17 protein-coding genes are annotated in these 18,166 nt (G+C 32.9%); 12 read left to right on the top strand and 5 right to left on the bottom strand.

The genetic code is table 11. The features are described 5' to 3' along the window. Positions 1-1,053: a bifunctional diaminohydroxyphosphoribosylaminopyrimidine deaminase/5-amino-6-(5-phosphoribosylamino)uracil reductase RibD gene (gene ribD, locus KQA_RS0207080; RefSeq protein ID WP_010179513.1), complete on the bottom strand. Its 1,053-nt coding sequence runs from the start codon at positions 1,051-1,053 to the stop codon at positions 1-3. Beyond that, positions 1,050-1,517 (bottom strand): hypothetical protein, encoded by a 468-nt coding sequence (locus KQA_RS0207075; RefSeq protein WP_010179511.1) that lies wholly within the window; start codon positions 1,515-1,517, stop codon positions 1,050-1,052. Before KQA_RS0207075 ends, ribD begins: the two co-directional genes overlap by 4 nt. Positions 1,518-1,713: 196 nt before the next feature. Here KQA_RS0207075 and prmC point away from each other — a divergent pair, with 196 nt between their 5' ends. From prmC to KQA_RS0207005, 12 genes are all read left to right on the top strand, one after another. After that, complete coding sequence (gene prmC, locus KQA_RS0207065) at positions 1,714-2,559, top strand: peptide chain release factor N(5)-glutamine methyltransferase (protein WP_010179509.1); 846 nt, start codon at positions 1,714-1,716, stop codon at positions 2,557-2,559. A 2-nt stretch (positions 2,560-2,561) separates the two neighbouring features. Beyond that, positions 2,562-4,559: an NAD-dependent DNA ligase LigA gene (gene ligA, locus KQA_RS0207060; RefSeq protein ID WP_010179507.1), complete on the top strand. Its 1,998-nt coding sequence runs from the start codon at positions 2,562-2,564 to the stop codon at positions 4,557-4,559. A 75-nt stretch (positions 4,560-4,634) separates the two neighbouring features. Then, positions 4,635-5,336: a hypothetical protein gene (locus KQA_RS0207055; RefSeq protein ID WP_010179505.1), complete on the top strand. Its 702-nt coding sequence runs from the start codon at positions 4,635-4,637 to the stop codon at positions 5,334-5,336. Positions 5,337-5,558: 222 nt separating this feature from the next. Then, positions 5,559-6,086 carry a DUF6913 domain-containing protein gene (locus tag KQA_RS0207050; RefSeq protein ID WP_010179503.1) on the top strand — a complete coding sequence of 176 codons (528 nt, stop codon included), beginning with the start codon at positions 5,559-5,561 and terminating at the stop codon, positions 6,084-6,086. Further along, positions 6,083-6,958 (top strand): 4-hydroxy-tetrahydrodipicolinate synthase, encoded by an 876-nt coding sequence (gene dapA, locus KQA_RS0207045; protein WP_010179501.1) that lies wholly within the window; start codon positions 6,083-6,085, stop codon positions 6,956-6,958. Before KQA_RS0207050 ends, dapA begins: the two co-directional genes overlap by 4 nt. Further along, on the top strand, positions 6,959-7,879 hold the full coding sequence (locus KQA_RS0207040; RefSeq protein ID WP_010179498.1) for an ion channel: 921 nt from the start codon (positions 6,959-6,961) through the stop codon (positions 7,877-7,879). It abuts the gene before it with no gap. Positions 7,880-7,964: 85 nt separating this feature from the next. After that, positions 7,965-8,771: an outer membrane protein assembly factor BamD gene (locus KQA_RS0207035; protein ID WP_010179496.1), complete on the top strand. Its 807-nt coding sequence runs from the start codon at positions 7,965-7,967 to the stop codon at positions 8,769-8,771. Between the two features lie 8 nt (positions 8,772-8,779). Further along, a complete protein-coding gene (locus KQA_RS0207030; RefSeq protein WP_010179495.1) occupies positions 8,780-9,130 on the top strand; it encodes a DNA-directed RNA polymerase subunit omega in 351 nt (116 codons plus the stop codon). 8 nt (positions 9,131-9,138) lie between these two features. Next, positions 9,139-10,350 carry a bifunctional phosphopantothenoylcysteine decarboxylase/phosphopantothenate--cysteine ligase CoaBC gene (gene coaBC / locus KQA_RS0207025; RefSeq protein WP_010179494.1) on the top strand — a complete coding sequence of 404 codons (1,212 nt, stop codon included), beginning with the start codon at positions 9,139-9,141 and terminating at the stop codon, positions 10,348-10,350. Beyond that, on the top strand, positions 10,343-11,230 hold the full coding sequence (gene porD / locus KQA_RS0207020; RefSeq protein ID WP_010179493.1) for a type IX secretion system protein PorD: 888 nt from the start codon (positions 10,343-10,345) through the stop codon (positions 11,228-11,230). Before coaBC ends, porD begins: the two co-directional genes overlap by 8 nt. Before the next feature lie 130 nt (positions 11,231-11,360). Next, positions 11,361-13,019, top strand: a complete 1,659-nt coding sequence (recN, locus tag KQA_RS0207010) for a DNA repair protein RecN (protein ID WP_010179492.1) — start codon at positions 11,361-11,363, stop codon at positions 13,017-13,019. Between the two features lie 96 nt (positions 13,020-13,115). Then, positions 13,116-13,931, top strand: coding sequence for an enoyl-ACP reductase FabI (locus KQA_RS0207005; RefSeq protein WP_010179491.1), 816 nt, complete (start codon positions 13,116-13,118; stop codon positions 13,929-13,931). Positions 13,932-14,013: 82 nt separating this feature from the next. Here the strand turns inward: KQA_RS0207005 and xylA are convergent, their stop codons facing one another. From xylA to fdhD, 3 genes are all read right to left on the bottom strand, one after another. Continuing rightward, positions 14,014-15,339, bottom strand: coding sequence for a xylose isomerase (gene xylA / locus KQA_RS0207000; protein ID WP_010179490.1), 1,326 nt, complete (start codon positions 15,337-15,339; stop codon positions 14,014-14,016). Between the two features lie 10 nt (positions 15,340-15,349). Next, positions 15,350-16,840 carry a xylulokinase gene (locus KQA_RS0206995; protein WP_010179489.1) on the bottom strand — a complete coding sequence of 497 codons (1,491 nt, stop codon included), beginning with the start codon at positions 16,838-16,840 and terminating at the stop codon, positions 15,350-15,352. Positions 16,841-17,296: 456 nt separating this feature from the next. Further along, entirely contained in the window at positions 17,297-18,127 is an 831-nt protein-coding gene (fdhD, locus tag KQA_RS0206990; RefSeq protein ID WP_010179488.1) for a formate dehydrogenase accessory sulfurtransferase FdhD, read from the bottom strand. Between the last annotated feature and the right edge of the window lie 39 nt (positions 18,128-18,166).

Below are 18,166 nucleotides of genomic sequence, written 5' to 3'. Positions count from 1 at the left end.
CTAAAGTTTGAAATTAGTGTAATGTGTTACAAAATCATTTTTAATTGTTGAAGTTTTGTTACTTCCTTTAATTGAAGGAGCTTTTGTTCCCTTTTTAAAAAGTACCGTGTTACCTGTGTAGACTGTAGCTTCATCCCAAAGATTGGCATCAATAAAAGTTTGTAGTGTTTGACTTCCTCCTTCAATAATTAAAGATTGGATTTCTTTTTTGTAAAGTATATCGCAAATTTGGGAAGCAATATTCTTAGTTGAATCCATCCATTCAAAAGAAAGGTTTTTAGTGTTTTGAGGGTGATCCTTTTTGGTTGTGATCACTAACGTAGGTTGTTTATAGTCAAAAACAGTACTGTTTGTAGGTACTCTTAAATTTAAATCTAGAACAACTCTTAGTACGTGGGTGCCTTTCCATAAACGAGTGTTCAAGGATGGATTATCATTAACAACCGTGTTAGTTCCTACTAGAATAGCTTGCTCATGGGCACGCTGTTTGTGTACAAATTGCTTTGAAAATGAATTGGTAATCCATACTGGAGTTCTTTTTTGCCCCTTGGTTACTTCAGGACTTAAAAAACCATCGGCAGATTGCGCCCATTTTAAAAAAATATAGGGTCTTTTATTATTGTGAAAAGTAAAAAAACGCTTGTTTAATTCTTGACATTCTTGTTCTAGCACACCAACAATAACTTCACAACCAGCATCCATTAATTTTTTAACTCCACGTCCAGCTACTGCTGCAAATGGATCAATAGTACCAATAACAACCCGTTTAATACCAGAATTAATAATAAGGTCACTACATGGAGGTGTTTTTCCAAAATGACTGCAAGGTTCTAGGCTAACATAAATAGTTGATGTTGTTAGGAGTGATTTATTAGCAACATTAGTAATAGCATTCACTTCGGCATGGGCTTGTCCAGCTTTATAGTGCCAACCCTCGCCAATAATTTTATTGTTATGAACAATAACACTACCTACCATAGGATTAGGGTAGCTAGTACCCAAGCCATTTTGGGCTAACTGAATACAGCGCGTCATAAATTCTGACTTAATCATAGTTTTATTTTGACTTCGTTAGTTTGATCTATATGGTATGTGTATTTGAAAGGACCTTTTTTAAAGAGTACATCTCCCTTAAAAGATATAGGGATTTTTTTAGATGATAATATATTGAGTACATTATTTATGATGTCATTTTTATCTTTAGCTAAAATTTTATCGATCGAAAATTTCCCTGTTAAAGGGATGGCAAAAGTATCCTGCGTAGGGATGTTAAATTCTTCAGTTTGTAGGTGACCAATTGAAATACTGTTAGCAAAAACCTCAATATTTTCAGTCACTAAATTTCCGCCAAAGTCATTATTGTTTTTAAAAATGGCATCGGCTTTAAAAGTAACAGATCCTTTGTTTATATTTTGAATATTTATTTTTTCAACATTAATAAAAGTAGGCTTTTTGTCGTATTTACAACTAGTGGTAAGTAGTAAAATGATACTTAAATATGTGAATAAAGATTTCATAAGTCTTAAAATTAATGCCTCAAAAATAAGGTTAAATTATGGGATACTCCTTATTTTTGAACTCCACATTGTGAGTCTTCTTTCTCAAGACTTTCCTTAATATAAAAAATAGTTTTTTGTAAAGGATCTTTGTGGGTTTGTTCAGTGCGGGTTGAATGAATTAATTTTAGAATTTTAATACTATTTTGCCTCATTTATGCAATTACTTCAATTAAAAAATATTTTTTTAGAACGCCTTATTCCCATGTATGGTAAGGAGGAAACCGCACATTTTTTTTACATGCTTTGTGAAACTCATTTAACATATACTAAGGTTGATGTGGCATTAAACATGCAAAAGGAAATTATTCTCCCTGTAATTGAAAAGTTTGATGAAGCTATTGAGCGTTTAGTAGCATGGGAGCCTATTCAATACATTATTGGATCTGCTTATTTTTATGGTAATGATTTTATGGTTACCAAAGACACACTTATTCCAAGACCAGAAACCGAGGAATTGGTCGACTGGATTATAGATGATTTTAGAGAGAAAGAGGTGAAAATTTTGGATATAGGGACAGGATCAGGTTGTATTGCTACTTCATTAGCCTTAAATTTACCCAAAGCTAGTGTTTCTGCTGTTGATATCTCTATAGGAGCATTGGTGACAGCTAATGAAAATGCAAAAAAACTTCGTGCAAAGGTTAATTTTGAACAGCTCGATATTTTAGGAGCTACTGATTTTTTCGAAAGTTTTGATTTGGTGGTTTCAAACCCTCCTTATGTTCGTAACTTGGAAAAAGAATTTATGCAGCCTAATGTGCTGGAATATGAACCACAAACGGCATTGTTTGTTTCGGATACTAATCCGTTGCTTTTTTATGAAAAAATAGCCAATTTATTTCTAAAGCAAGCAAGAAAGGATGCAGTATTGTATTTTGAAATTAATGAGTATTTAGGTGAGGAACTTACAGAGTTACTTTTAGAATTAGGTTTTAAACGACCTATAATTAAACAAGATTTTAGAGGAAAAGACAGGATGTTAAAAGCTGTTTTGTATTAAATATGAAGACCATAGCAAAAAAAATAGAATCGCTTAGAGCGGAATTACACCAACACAATCATAATTATTATATTTTAGATCAACCTACAATTAGTGATTATGATTTTGATATGCTTTTAAAGCAATTACAAGAATTAGAAATTGCTCACCCAGAATTTGAAGATCCCAATTCGCCAACCAAAAGAGTAGGTGGTGGAATTACAAAAAACTTTGAAACAGTAGTGCATGAAAACAGAATGTATTCTTTGGATAATTCGTATTCGAAAGACGATTTGTTAGATTGGGAAAAACGTATAAAAAAATTAGTAGATGGCCCGGTATCTTATACTTGTGAATTAAAATATGATGGCGCTTCAATAAGTTTAACATATGTTAATGGTCTTTTGACGCAAGCTATTACACGAGGTGATGGTTTTCAGGGTGATAATGTTACCGAAAATATAAAAACGATTCGAACAGTACCTTTGCAGTTAAAAGGAGATTATCCCGATAAATTTGATATTAGAGGGGAAATTGTATTGCCTTTTGATGGTTTTCATAAAATGAATGAACAGCGAATAGCTGCAGGAGAAGAGCCTTATGCCAATCCAAGAAACACAGCTTCGGGAAGTTTAAAATTACAAGATAGTAGTGAAACGGCAAAGCGACCACTTGAATGTTTATTATACAGTTTAGTGGGAACAAATTTAGGAGTTGAAAATCAATTCGAAAGCTTGGAAAAAGCACGTATGTGGGGATTCAAAGTGCCCGAAATTGCAGTTTTAGCGCATTCGATTGATGAAGTGATGGATTTTGTAAATCTATGGGATAAAAAACGTGTGGATTTACCTTATGAAACCGATGGTGTGGTTATTAAGGTGAATAATTTACAACAGCAAGAAGAATTGGGGTATACGGCTAAAGCGCCGCGTTGGGCAATGGCTTATAAATTTAAGGCAGAGCAAGTTGAAACGAAATTAATAAGTGTTGATTATCAAGTAGGCAGAACTGGAGCAATAACTCCTGTGGCCAATTTGGAACCGGTTAGTTTGGCAGGTACTACAGTTAAAAGAGCATCATTACATAATGCGGATCAAATAGAAAAATTAGACATCCGTATAAATGATGTGGTTTATGTAGAAAAAGGAGGCGAAATCATCCCTAAAATTGTCGGTGTATCGGTTGCTAGTAGAGCAGTAGATAGTGAACCTATTGTGTATGCATCAAATTGTCCCGAATGTGATACTGAATTAGTAAGAACAGAAGGAGATGCGAAACATTATTGTTTAAATGAATTTCATTGTCCTCCACAGGTAATTGGACGTATTGAACATTTTATTTCGCGTAAAGCAATGGATATTGAAGGTCTAGGAGGGGAAACTGTTGGGCTTTTAGTAAAGCAAGGTTTAGTAACTAATTATACAGATTTATATACCCTTAGGGTAGAAGATATTCTTCCTTTGGAACGTATGGCGCAAAAAAGTGCTGAAAATTTAGTTAAAGGTGTTGCGGCTTCAGTAACAATTCCTTTCGAACGTGTGCTTTTTGCTATAGGAATTCGATTTGTAGGTGAAACAGTTGCTAAAAAATTGGCGAAACATTTTAAAACTATTGATGCTTTGGCAAGCGCTTCGATAGAAACACTCGAGGCAGTTGATGAGATAGGGACTAAAATAGCGCAAAGTGTTGTGGCTTATTTTAATGAATTAGTGAATATTCAACAAATAGAAAAATTACGTAGTTTTGGAGTACAATTGGCTTTGTCGGCAGAAGATTTAGAAGGTCAGACAGATAAGTTACAAGGAAATACCTATGTAGTTTCTGGGGTTTTTACTCAGGTATCTAGAAAGGAATTAAAAGAACTTATTGAAAAAAATGGAGGAAAAGTCTCAAGTTCAATATCAGCTAAAACATCCTATGTAATTGCGGGCGATAAAATGGGGCCCAGTAAGTTAGCTAAAGCTGAAAAGTTAGGCATTACTATTTTAAGTGAGCAAGAGTTTTTAGATTTGTTGTTGTAAAATACTAGTGTAAAGTATTGATTTTTAACAAATAAGTTCTTTAATTAGCAAAATATTAAGATTTTATAATTCATTTTGAAAGAAAAAATAGCATATGTTGTTCTTGTAATTACGGCTTTGTTAAGCTGTGTATTAGTATGGAAGCATATGTTGTATGAGTCGATTTTTGTTCGATTTTTAAGTCTTATTTCCATTGGTTATGTGTACTATTTGTATAAAGGTACACGTCAAAAGCTTTTTTATATAGCATTGTTTATTGTAGCCATAGGTGAATCATTGGTAGTTTTAGGAATGCAAAATTACCAATTAGAAATAATGTTTGCTTTTACTACCTATTATTGGTTAATATTTTTTTTACTAAAAAAAAACACGAGAAATATTAATTTTTGGTCAAAGCGAAAATTATATATTCCAAGTTTAATCACTACAGTTTTCTTAATTTATCTAACCTATGTAGCCCTTAGTATGGTTAATGAGGGGTATAACGATAAGGTGTATAAAATGCTTATTCCTGTTGGTTCTTTTTTAATATTAGTGATGTATATGGGGTTGATTTATATGGATAAACGCACGGTTAGAAATTTTTGGCTCCTACCAGCAATAGCATCATTTATATTAGTTCAGTTTTTACTTCCAATTGAAGCATTTTATTATAATTCTATTTATATTAAATGTTTAGGCTTTTTAATTCAAATAGCGCGTCATTTTTTTATTCTTAAATTTTTAATATCAACGGAAGATGATGTAATAGGAGGGTATAATAAGTCTTATTTATAATCATTTTATTTGGTTAATTTTAGAGTAGTTTTCCATTTTTTTTGATTCGGATAGTGATTTTTTTATTGCATTAATTTTAAATATTCTGATAACGTTAAATTTAAAAGGTTTTATTTTAAAATAGTGAAAGATAATTTTTATACTATTTTAAAGATTACCGTGATAATAATAGTATAGGTAATCTTCAAAATACCTACATTTGCAAACCATTTTTAGTAAACCATGTTTAAAGGCTTTAAAAATAAATCTGTAGGTAAAGTAATCGATTCACAGATCAAAAAAAGATCAGTGTATACGGGGGCAATAAAGTTAAAATCGTTGGCGGTATTGATTGATGCACGCAAGGATTTTGATATTTTATCTGTGGTAAAATTAGCGGATAAATTAGGAGTGCGGTCTGATCAATTGAAAATTATGGGACTTAAGGAAACAACAAAATCCGGAAGTATCGAAGATTCAAGTGGAGGAGCCTCTTATTTTGATGAAAAAGGCATAGGTTATGCAGGAGGATTTAAAAGTAGTTCATTAAATAATTTTGTAAAGGAACCTTTTGATGTGTTGATTAACTTTTATAGCTCCGACATACCTCATTTAAATTTGGTAGCAGCTTCTTCAAACGCTAAGTTTAAAGTAGGGTTTGCTGATGTGGATCACAGAATTAATGATTTAGTTATAGGTACACCTCCAGATAATATAGATTTATTTATAAGCGAGTTGAAAAAATACCTGAAAATTTTAAATATAATATGAGTAACTTTTTAGTTGGAACAGGAACAGCGTTAGTAACTCCATTTAAAAAAAATGGAGCAGTAGATTTAGATGGGCTTACCAATTTGGTAAACTATTGTATCGACGGTGGAGTAGAGTATCTTGTAGTTTTAGGAACTACTGGTGAATCTGTAACGCTTTCTAAACAGGAAAAACAGGAAGTAATAGATCATGTTGTTAAAGTAAATGCCAAAAGAGTACCACTTGTTTTAGGTGTAGGAGGAAACAACACGGCAGTGGTAGCAGAAGAAGCTTCAAAAGTAAATACTACAGATTTTCAAGCTATTCTTTCTGTAGTGCCTATGTATAATAAGCCTAGTCAAGAAGGGGTTTTTCAACATTATACTACTGTAGCTAATGCAGCATCATTACCAGTGTTGATATACAATGTGCCAGGGCGAACTGGAATTAATATGACTGCTGAAACTACATTACGTTTGGCAGATCATAAAAATATTATAGGAGTCAAAGAGGCTACGGGTGATATTACACAAGTTTTGAAAATTATTAAAGATGCTCCTAAAGACTTTTTAGTGATTTCTGGAGATGACATGTTGGCATTACCTTTAGTAACTGCTGGTGGCCATGGAGTAATTACAGTAGTTGGACAAGGTTTTCCGAAAGCTTTTTCGGATATGATTCGATTAGGGTTAAAAGGGGAAAATAAATCGGCTTATGATATTCATTACAAAATGATTCCAGTCACTGAATATGCATTTGACGAAGGTAATCCAGTAGGGATAAAAGCTATTTTAGCTGCTCAAAACGTGTGTGATGCTACTGTGCGTTTACCATTAATACAGGCTACAAGTGAACTACAGCAAAAAATTGATGTTTACGTAAATGAATTCTAAATGAGTGAACGCGTTAAAGATCCTGGTGTTGGTGCTTTTTCAAAGGAAAAAGCAAAAAGATTTATAAATCAGGATGGAACTTTTAACGTAAAGCATCTTAATAAAAAAAAGACAATAAATGAGGCTTACATATACTTAACAAGTATAAGTTGGCCTCTTTTTTTGGTGTTATTATTTGTTGGATTTGTAGCTTTAAATATCATTTTTGCATTAGGTTACCTGCTTATAGGTGTCACTACTATTGGTATTCAGAGTGAATCTGTAATTAATGATTTTTTTAGGGCATTCTTTTTTTCGGTGCAAACCATAACAAGTGTTGGTTATGGACGTTTTTCTCCTGAAGGGATTGCTGCTGGTTTAATATCAAGTTTTGAAGCTTTAGTAGGCTTAGTTTCATTCGCGTTTATTACTGGTTTATTGTATGGACGTTTTTCAAAGCCACGTTCTAATATTCAATTCACTAAATCTGTTTTATTGTGTAAACACAACGGAGGTGATGCTTTAATGTTTCGTCTGTTGAGTAGAAGAAAAAGTTTAATTGTATTACCAAAAATAAAAGCTTCATTATCACTTAGCATAGCTGATGAGAAAGGAGGTTACAAAAATGAATTTTTTGAGTTAAAATTAGAGCGAGATACCATTACTTATCTACCTACAACTTGGACTTTGGTGCACCAAATTGATCATGACAGTCCTTTAATTGGATACTCTCGGGAGCAAATAAAAGCATTACAAGCTGAATTGTTACTATTGTTTAGTTACCATGATGATTCTTTTAATCAAGAACTTCATACGGTACATTCTTATTTATTTAAAAATATAAAAGTAGGCTACAAGTTCAAAAAAGCATTTCATTTTAATGATGAAGGAAAACTAGTTCTTAATCATGCTTTAATCGATGAAATTGAACCCGAATCGTAGAAAATTGTAACGAAAGCCTGTTAGCAACGTTAGTATAGTTCAAATTTATCTTTTTTAATCATACAGAAAAACTTACTTTTGCAGAATGTTTTTATACCACATAAAAAAAATAGTACCTATAGTAGTTGTTGCCTTAATGCTAAATTCATGTAGTGAATTCCAGCAAGTATTGAAAAAAGGCGATTTAGCAACTAAATTGAGTACTGCCGAAAAGCTTTACAAAGAAGGAGAATACAAAAAGGCTTTGCGCGTTTTTGATTTGATTACTCCTGCGTACAGAGGTAAACCTCAAGCAGAGCGCGTATTGTTTTATGAGGCAGATACGTATTATAATTTGCGTGATTATTACATAGCAAGTTATAAAATGGAACGTTTTGTGGCGGCATTTCCCAAAAGTGATAAGGCAGAGGAAGCATCTTTTAAAGCAGCAAGAAGTTTGTATGAACTTTCACCACGTTATAGTTTAGATCAAAAAGAAACGCTTGACGGCATTGATAAACTTCAGAATTTTATTAATGATTATCCTGAAAGTGAGTATTTAGAACAGGCAAATACCTATGCAAGTGAATTGCAAACTAAATTAGAAAAAAAGTATTATAGTATTGCTAAACAACAACACCATATGGAGTTGTACAAGTCGGCAATAAAATCTTTTACAAATTATTTGTTGGCATATCCAGGATCCGCATTTATTGAAAAAGCCTTGTTTTACAGATTGGATTCTGCTTATACATTGGCAATAAATAGTTATGAAGATTTAGTTTCAGAGCGTTTAAAAGAAGCTAAGGAATATTACGAAGCTTATGAAACGCATAGTAAGGATGAAGATTTAAAAAAGAAGGCTCAGAAAATTTTTGAGGATATTACAAAAAGGCTACAAGCTATTAATTAATACAGCGTATGGATCTTAAACAAAGTTCAGCATCAGTAAGTACATCAACGATTGATAAAAATTTAGTTGATGCGCAAACAGACAATATTTACGAAGCAATTTCAATTATTGCTAAACGAGCAACTCAAATTAACGCAGATATTAAAAAAGAGTTAATAGACAAGTTGGATGAATTTGCTACTTATAATGATAGTTTAGAAGAGGTTTTTGAAAACAAAGAGCAAATTGAAGTATCTAAGTTTTATGAAAAGCTACCTAAACCACATGCATTAGCAGTAGAAGAATGGTTAGATCAAAAAATCTACCATAGGAATACAGCTATAGAAAGTAACGAAGAAGTTTCAGGAGAAACGATCTAAGTTATTCTATGTCAGTATTAAAGAGTAAGAAAATTTTATTAGGAGTAACAGCAGGCATTGCAGCGTATAAAGCTGCAATGCTTGTTCGTGCTCTTATTAAAAAAGGAGCCGAAGTTAAAGTGGTAATGACTCCAGCGGCTAAGGATTTTGTTACGCCACTAACACTTTCCACACTTTCTAAAAATCCAGTACATTCCACTTTTTATGAAAAAGAAGATGAAAATGAACTGTGGAACAATCATGTCGATTTAGGGCTTTGGGCGGATTATTTTATAATAGCTCCGGCTACCGCTAATACCTTGTCTAAAATGGCTCATGGGAAAAGTGATAATTTATTATTAGCCACTTATCTTTCTGCCAAATGCCCTGTGTATTTTGCACCTGCTATGGATTTAGATATGTATAAGCATCCATCAACAGCCGAAACTTTTGAAAAACTGATTACTTTTGGTAATATTATGATCCCGGCAACTTCGGGGGAATTAGCAAGTGGGTTAGTTGGTCAAGGTCGTATGGCAGAGCCAGAAGCTATTGTTGAATTTGTAGAAAATGATATATTAGGGAAGTTACCATTAAAAGGAAAACATTTTTTAGTAACTGCAGGACCTACATATGAAGCTGTCGACCCAGTTCGTTTTATAGGAAATCATTCTACAGGCCGTATGGGTATTCAAATAGCAGAGGCTGCTGCAAATTTAGGAGCACAAGTTACTTTGGTTTTGGGGCCATCGGTATTAAAAGCTACCCATGATCAAATTCATACAATTAATGTAGTTAGTGCTGCTGATATGTTTATGGCAGTAAAAGAGGTTTATAATAAGGTCGATGTAGCTATAGCTTCAGCAGCAGTTGCGGATTACAAACCTAAAAATAAATCAGACCAAAAAATTAAGAAAAAAGAAGGTGATATGTTCATTGAATTAGAACGTACAACCGATATCTTACATTGGATGGGACAGCAAAAAGAAAAACAATTTTTGGTTGGTTTTGCCTTAGAAACTCAAAATGAACTCACGAATGCTAAAGGCAAATTGACGCGTAAAAATTTAGACTTAATTGTTTTAAATTCGCTGAATGATAAAGGTGCTGGTTTTAAAAATAAAACAAACAAAGTAACTTTTGTAAATCATAAATTAGAGACTAAAGCGTTTGATTTAAAAACAAAGGCCGAAGTTGCTGAGGATATTTTAAAAGAAATACAAGAACTACATTATGCGTAATATTTTCTGTTTGTTATTTTTATGTGTTTCAACACTAGTAGGAGCACAGGAGTTTAATGCTAAAGTGACTATTAACGCTGAACAGACAGGACAACCTAATTTAGCTATTTTTAAAACTTTAGGCACGTCACTTGAGGAGTTTATTAATAAGACTAGATGGACCGATGTGGAGTACCTGCCTCAGGAACGTATAGATTGCGGTTTTTTTATAAATGTTACTGCTTATAATAATAACTTTTTTGAAGCCACCATTCAAATACAATCATCTAGACCAGTTTACGATTCAGGTTATCAAAGTACTTTAGCTAATTTTAATGATAAAGATTTTTCTTTTGATTATTTAGAATACCAACCTTTGGTTTATAACCCAAATTCTGATCAAGGAAATTTAATTTCTGTTATTTCATATTATTTATATACCCTTTTGGGCATTGAAGCAGATACTCTTGAAAAATTATCTGGTACAGAACATTACCAAACGGCAAAACAAATAGTGAATATTGCCCAATCATCTGGAGGTAAAGGTTGGAGTGCATCTTCTGGAACAACATCACGCTACCGTTGGAATGAAGATATATTGTCGGGAACATTTAATGATTATCGTGAAGCTTTGTATACTTATCATATGGAAGGCTTAGATAAAATGTCATCAGATGCCAAGCAAGCAAAAAAGAAAATAATTGAAGCTATAGATGTCCTTGGTAAAGTAAATAAAAAGCGTTCCAATTCTTATGTAATGCGTACTTTTTTTGACGCAAAGTCTATTGAACTTTCTAGATTATTTTCAGGTGGTCCAAAAGTAGATATTTCAAAAACACTCGATCTTTTAAATTTTATGGCCCCTTCATATAAAACGGAGTGGTCTAAAATTGAAAATTAAGATTACTTTTTCAAAAACATAAGAAGAGGTTGTGTATAAAAAGTAAGGTTTTAATAAGCAAAAATGCGATCTACATTTTTTGTGTCAACATATTCTATAGTATCTTTAGCCTTCAAATAATTTAAAAAAAGTGCTTCAAACATTAACCATTCAAAATTTTGCATTAATTGAATCGCTACACGTTAATTTTACTAGTGGCTTGTCAACCATTACTGGAGAAACGGGAGCTGGAAAATCATTATTATTAGGAGCTTTAGGTTTAATTATTGGCAAACGAGTAGATACTTCAGTAATTAAAAATGCAGAAAAAAAATGTGTAGTTGAAGCTTATTTTAATGTATCCGATTATGAGTTGACTGCTTTTTTTGAAGAAGAGGATTTAGATTATGAAGAAGAAACCTGCATAAGGCGAGAAATCCTTCCATCGGGTAAATCCAGAGCTTTTGTAAATGATACTCCAGTTACTTTAAAGGTATTACAAAGTTTAGGTGAACAATTAATTGATATTCATAGTCAACATCAAACATTGGAAGTTACGCAACCCGAATTTCAGTTCTATATTTTAGATGCGCTAGCAAAAACGACTAAAGAGTTGGCTTCCTTTACCAGAGGACTGAAACAACTTAAATTGGCTAAAAAAGAACTTAAAGCGTTGCAAGAAAATGAATTGCGATTTAAAGAAGAATATAATTATAATTCACACTTATTAACCGAATTACTTGAAGCAGCTATTAAAGTTGAAGAGCAATCGGAATTAGAAGAATTACTTGAAAAATTAAGTAACACTGAAGAAATTCAAGAGCGTTTGGCATTTGCAGTAGGCAGTATAACTGCCGAAAGTCATGGTGCATTTGATCAGCTAACAGAGGCAAAGAATAGTATGCAAAAAATAGCATCCTATAGCTTAGCATATGATGAGTTGTTCAAACGTTTAGAAAGTGTGTGTATCGAGTTAGATGATTTGCGTTCTAGTATGGAACAGCAGGCGGAATTGGTTGATGCTGATCCACAAAAATTAGGATCAGTTAATGATCGATTACAATTACTCTATAATTTACAGAAAAAACATAGTGTTGGAACAAACGAAGAATTATTAAACGTTCAAAAAGTTTTACAAGAAAAAGTATCTGTAACCGAAAACATGCACGAAGCTATAGAAAAAGCACAGTTAGCAGTTTCGGATGTAGAGCGTAAATTAAACAGTTTGGCAGATAAAATTCATACTAAAAGAACTAAAGTGCTTAAGGGATTAACCAATAAGCTCGAAGATATTCTTGCCCAATTAGGTATGCAAAATGCTACTTTTAAGCCTGTTTTAGAACGTATTGATACATTTAATTCCTTTGGTGGGAATAGTTTTGAATTATTGTTTTCTGCAAATAAAGGAGGGCAATTTGGGACATTAAAAAAAGTGGCTTCTGGGGGAGAATTATCTCGTATTATGCTAGCTGTAAAAATGTTATTGTCGCAGTATATAAAATTACCTACAATTATATTTGATGAAATAGATACAGGAGTTTCGGGTGAGGTGGCACAAAAAATGGCTAATTTATTATATGATATGAGTGCTTCTCAACAGGTGTTTAGCATAACTCACTTGCCACAGATTGCCGCAAAAGGAAGTATTCAATATAAAGTATTTAAAGAGGATATAGATAATGTTACTTACACTCAATTAAAACAGCTTAATGAGTTAGATAGAATTGCTGAAATTGCAGAAATGATAGGAGGAAAGCAATTAACTGAAGCTGCGCAAGCACATGCGAAGTCCTTATTAGCAATTCAATAAAAATAGAATTAAAGTAGAATTAAAATAGTTAGGTTAAGAGTGTAGTGGTTTTACTATATTTGATCTATAAATTTGAGAACAATAACTTAAGATATCATGTCGTATAACTTATTAAAAGGAAAAAGAGGAATCATTTTTGGTGCATTGGATGAAAATTCAATTGCTTGGAAAACTGCTGAGCGTGTTTTTGAAGAGGGTGGTTCATTTGTACTAACAAATGCTCCAGTGGCCATGCGTATGGGGAAAATTAATGAGCTAGCAGAAAAAACAAATGCTCAAGTAATTCCAGCGGATGCTACTTCAATCGATGATTTAGAAAATTTAGTAGACAAGGCTACTGAGATTTTAGGTGGAAAAATTGATTTTGTACTGCATTCTATAGGAATGTCGGTGAATGTACGTAAAGGACGTCATTATACAGATTTAAACTATTCTTTTAGTGAAAAAGGATGGGATGTATCGGCATTATCGTTTCATAAAGTAATGCAAACACTTTATAAGAAAGATGCTATGAGTGAGTGGGGAAGTATTGTTGCATTGACTTATATGGCTGCACAACGTGTTTTTCCTGATTATAATGATATGGCAGATAACAAAGCATATTTAGAATCGATAGCACGTAGTTTTGGTTACTTTTTTGGAAAAGAAAAGAATGTACGTGTGAACACTATTTCACAATCGCCAACGCCAACAACAGCAGGTCAAGGAGTAAAAGGTTTTGATGGATTTATTTCTTATGCCGATAAAATGTCGCCATTAGGAAATGCCACTGCAATGGATTGTGCCAATTATACTGTTACTTTATTTAGTGATTTAACTAAACGAGTAACCTTACAAAACTTGTATAATGATGGTGGTTTTTCTAATGTAGGAGTAAGCCAACAGGTAATGGAACATTTTGTAGAAGAATAGATCAGACTTCACAACAATAACAAAAAAGCTATCCAATTTTGGGTAGCTTTTTTGTTTTACTAGGTTTTTATAAGTAGTATTATTAAACAAACTGACCTAAAATATTTTCAAAAAGTTCTTGTTTTCCACTTGTTGTTGCTAATTCACCATTTTTGTGAGCTATATCATATAAGTCTTCAAAAGAGAGTTGTCCATTTTCAAAAGCTTTTCCATTTCCAGAATCAAATGAGCTATAGCGTTTATTGCGTAATAGTCGATAATCCGATTCATTAATAATACGATCAGCAGCCAATAAGGCTCTAGCAAACGTATCTGCCCCTCCGATATGTGCTAAAAACAAGTCTTCCATATCAGTGGAGTTTCTTCTTATTTTTGCATCAAAATTAATACCTCCACCTTGTAGGCCACCAGCTTTTAAAAATACCAACATTGCTTCAGTAGTTTCTAGGACATTATTGGGGAATTGGTCTGTATCCCAACCATTTTGATAATCACCTCGATTGGCATCTATGCTTCCTAACATTCCGGCCTGAGCAGCTACATCCATTTCATGCTGCATGGTGTGATTAGCTAAAGTCGCATGATTAACTTCTAAATTTAATTTAAAATCGTTTTGTAAATCATGTTTATTTAAAAAACCAATAACTGTAGCGGCATCAAAATCATACTGATGTTTTGTTGGCTCCATAGGTTTGGGTTCAATAAAAAAGTTTCCTTTAAACCCTTGTTTACGTGCATAATCCTTAGCAGATTTTAAAAACTGTCCCATATGATCGAGTTCTCTCCCCATATCGGTATTTAATAAGGACATATAACCTTCTCGACCACCCCAAAACACATAGTTTTCTCCATTGAGTTCCATAGTAGCATCAAGGGCACATTTTACCTGAGCAGCAGCTCGGGCTAGCACGTTAAAATCGGGATTAGTGGCAGCTCCATTCATATACCTAGGATTTGAAAAACAATTGGAGGTTCCCCATAATAATTTTACACCACTAGTAGCTTGTTTTTGTTTTAAATAAGCAACAATTTCTTTTAACCGATCCTCAGATTCTTGAATGCTAGCTCCTTCGGCTACCAAATCAAAATCGTGGAAGCAGTAATATTCAAATCCCATTTTAGTAATAAATTCGAAGGCGGCATCAGCTTTATCCTTTGCTGCTTGTAAAGGGTCTGTAGCTTGATCCCATTCAAAATTTTGGGTGCCAGCACCAAAAGGATCTGCACCCTGACCACAGAATGAGTGCCAATAGGCTACAGAAAATTTAAAATGTTCACGCATGTTTTTGCCGGCTACGAGTTGATCGGGGTTATAAAATTTAAAGGCTAAAGGGTTTTTAGAGGTGCTTCCTTCAAATTTTATTTGATTAATACCTTTAAAATATTCTTTATTTCCTAGTGTTATCATTATTTAAGCTTTAATTAGTTTGATTAATTTTTGAGTTGAGTTCTTTTTTCCATGTGTTATATGCATGGGTGAGTTGTGTTTTTAACTCTTTTTTTGGGGTGTATTTTTTTACGAAATCATTTTTGTTCGATAGTGTATCCATCGAATTTTTATTGCTCTTTATGAAGGTTGCAGCTCGTGCAGCTCCAATGGCACCTGTAGTATTGTAAAGTTCAATATCAGTATTGATAAGCGTAGCAATGCTTGTCGAAAATATTTCGGATTGGAATAGGTTATCATTACCCGCTTTTAATACTTTAATGGGAGTATGATCATTTTTCATTATATCTATTCCATATACAAAAGCAAAAGCAATACCTTCAAGTGCAGCACGGCAAAAATGTGCTTTGTGATGCCTATTTAAATCAATATTTATAAAATGAGCTCCAATGTGTTTGTTTTTAAGCATGCGTTCAGCGCCATTTCCAAAAGGAAAAATAAGTAATTCATTACTTCCTATTGGGATTTTTTCAGCTAGGCTATTCATTTCATTATAACAGGAAACGTCAAAATTTTCTTTAACCCAACGATATAAAATACCCGCTCCATTTACACAAAGGAGTTTCCCTATTCTTGGATTATCAAACGTATGATTTACATGTGCAAAATTATTAATGCGTTCGTATTCATTGTTTTTTAAATTATCTGTTATAGCATAAACTACGCCAGATGTACCACCTGTAGCGGCTACTTCACCTGGATGTAGCACATTTAAGGCAAGTGCATTATTGGGTTGGTCACCTGCTCGGTATGCTATTTTTGTTCCAACGGCTAAACCAGTACTTTGGGCTCCTTTATTATTTATTGTGGCTTGCGTTCCAAAGGTTGATACAATAGTAGGAATCAATGTTTCTGGAATACCGTAGTGTTTTAATAAGGTTTTAGAAATTGAATGGGTTTTATAATCCCAAATAACACCTTCGGAAAGACCAGAAATAGTGGTGTTAATTTCTCCGCTAAGGCGAAAAGCTATATAATCGCCGGGTAGCATAAATTTATGAATTTGCTTAAAAATTTCAGGTTCATTTTCCTTAACCCATTTTAATTTTGATGCGGTGAAATTCCCTGGAGAATTTAATAACGATTCTTTACAATAATTTGTTCCGAGTGTTTCAAAAGCTTGTTTTCCAATAGCAACAGCTCTACTATCACACCAAATAATGGCAGGTCTAAGTAGGTTTCCTTTCTGGTCAACTAAAACTAGCCCATGCATTTGATAAGCGATACCTATAGATGTAATTTGATTGGGGAGTATACCGTTTTTCGTTAATAAGCGTTTGGTTGCATTACATACATGCTCAAACCAAAGTTCGGGATCTTGTTCGGCCCATCCATTTTGTAATGCAGTAATGTGCATTTCATTTTTAGGCTCTTGAATAATATCTAGGCAATGTCCCGTTTTATGATCGACTAATGCGGCTTTTATGGATGAACTTCCAATATCATATCCAATACTATACATTATTATTTATTTTTTAGCGCTCCATGAAAATAGTCTTTTTAATGAATGCTTGAAAATATTATAAACGACTAATGATTTATTTATCAGTAAGTATGCCTTTTTAAACCATTTGTTATAGGTTGGATTAGTTGAATATTATCAGGGAGAGACAATGATTAATTAATTTACAAGTATATAGCACAAAATAATTTTGGTTTATTTGACAAAGTGTGGTTTAAAAACTTATAGAGTGACTCAAATGTAAGTTGATTATCAATTTTTATATGATATTTATTTAGGTTTATATTGCCTTATTATGAAACTGAATTATTAGTTTTCAAATGGATCGAAATCTGGAATAATTGAGAAGAATGTATGCTATCTATACAAGGAATAAAACTTTAGTCTAATTTGAGCAAGAAATTAATAATCATAACATAGCAATATAAATTTTATTTTTTACAAATTTGTTTTAAGTCAAGTTTCAATATAATCAGGATTAGTATATATATTTAAGCTAGTACTTTTTACAAAACCAATTAAACAAATTCCAGCTTGTTGTGCAATATCAATAGCCAAACTAGTAGGAGCGCCGATAGCAACAATAATTGGAATACCTGCTTTTGCCGCTTTTTGAGCCATTTCATAGCCTATACGGCCGCTTAACACTGCTATTGTATTTTGAAAGGATTCTTTTTTTGTGAGTTGATATCCTATTAACTTATCAAAAGCATTATGCCTCCCTATATCTTCTTTTACGGTGAGTAAACTTCCGTTAGAAGTTACTAAAGCACAAGCATGAATCCCTCCAGTATGTTTAAAGAGTAATTGTTCCGATTTTAAAATTTGAGGCAATTTTAAAATAAGATCAATAGGGACTTTTCGAGTAAAAGTTTGTGTAGGTAGTATTTCGCATAATTGTGATAATAGTTGTTTGCCACACAAACCACAGCTGGAGTTACTTAAAAAGTTACGTTTTATATGATCTAAATCAACAACAACCTCTGGTTTAAGCGTGATTTTAAGCTTATTTTTTTGATTTTCTTCATTTGAGCTGTTACAGTACCTAATATGTTCTATATCATCAATTGTGCTAATTATCCCTTCGCTGTAAAGCAAACCAATTGCCAATTCATAATCATTACCAGGACTACGCATAGTAATAGTAAGTGGAGCCTCTTGATCTTTTCCACTATGTATAAGTACAATTTGCAAGGGTTCTTCGATAGCAATTAAATCATCTGTTTGATGCTTATTTCCATTGGAATACTTAATAATACTATAGTTTTTTAATGCTATTGATGACATTGATCGTTTTTTGAGGTTAAGCCTGAATTGTGAATCAAT

Source organism: Aquimarina agarilytica ZC1 (assembly GCF_000255455.1).
Lineage (GTDB): Bacteria > Bacteroidota > Bacteroidia > Flavobacteriales > Flavobacteriaceae > Aquimarina > Aquimarina agarilytica.
This window is presented reverse-complemented; position numbering and strand designations above follow the sequence as displayed.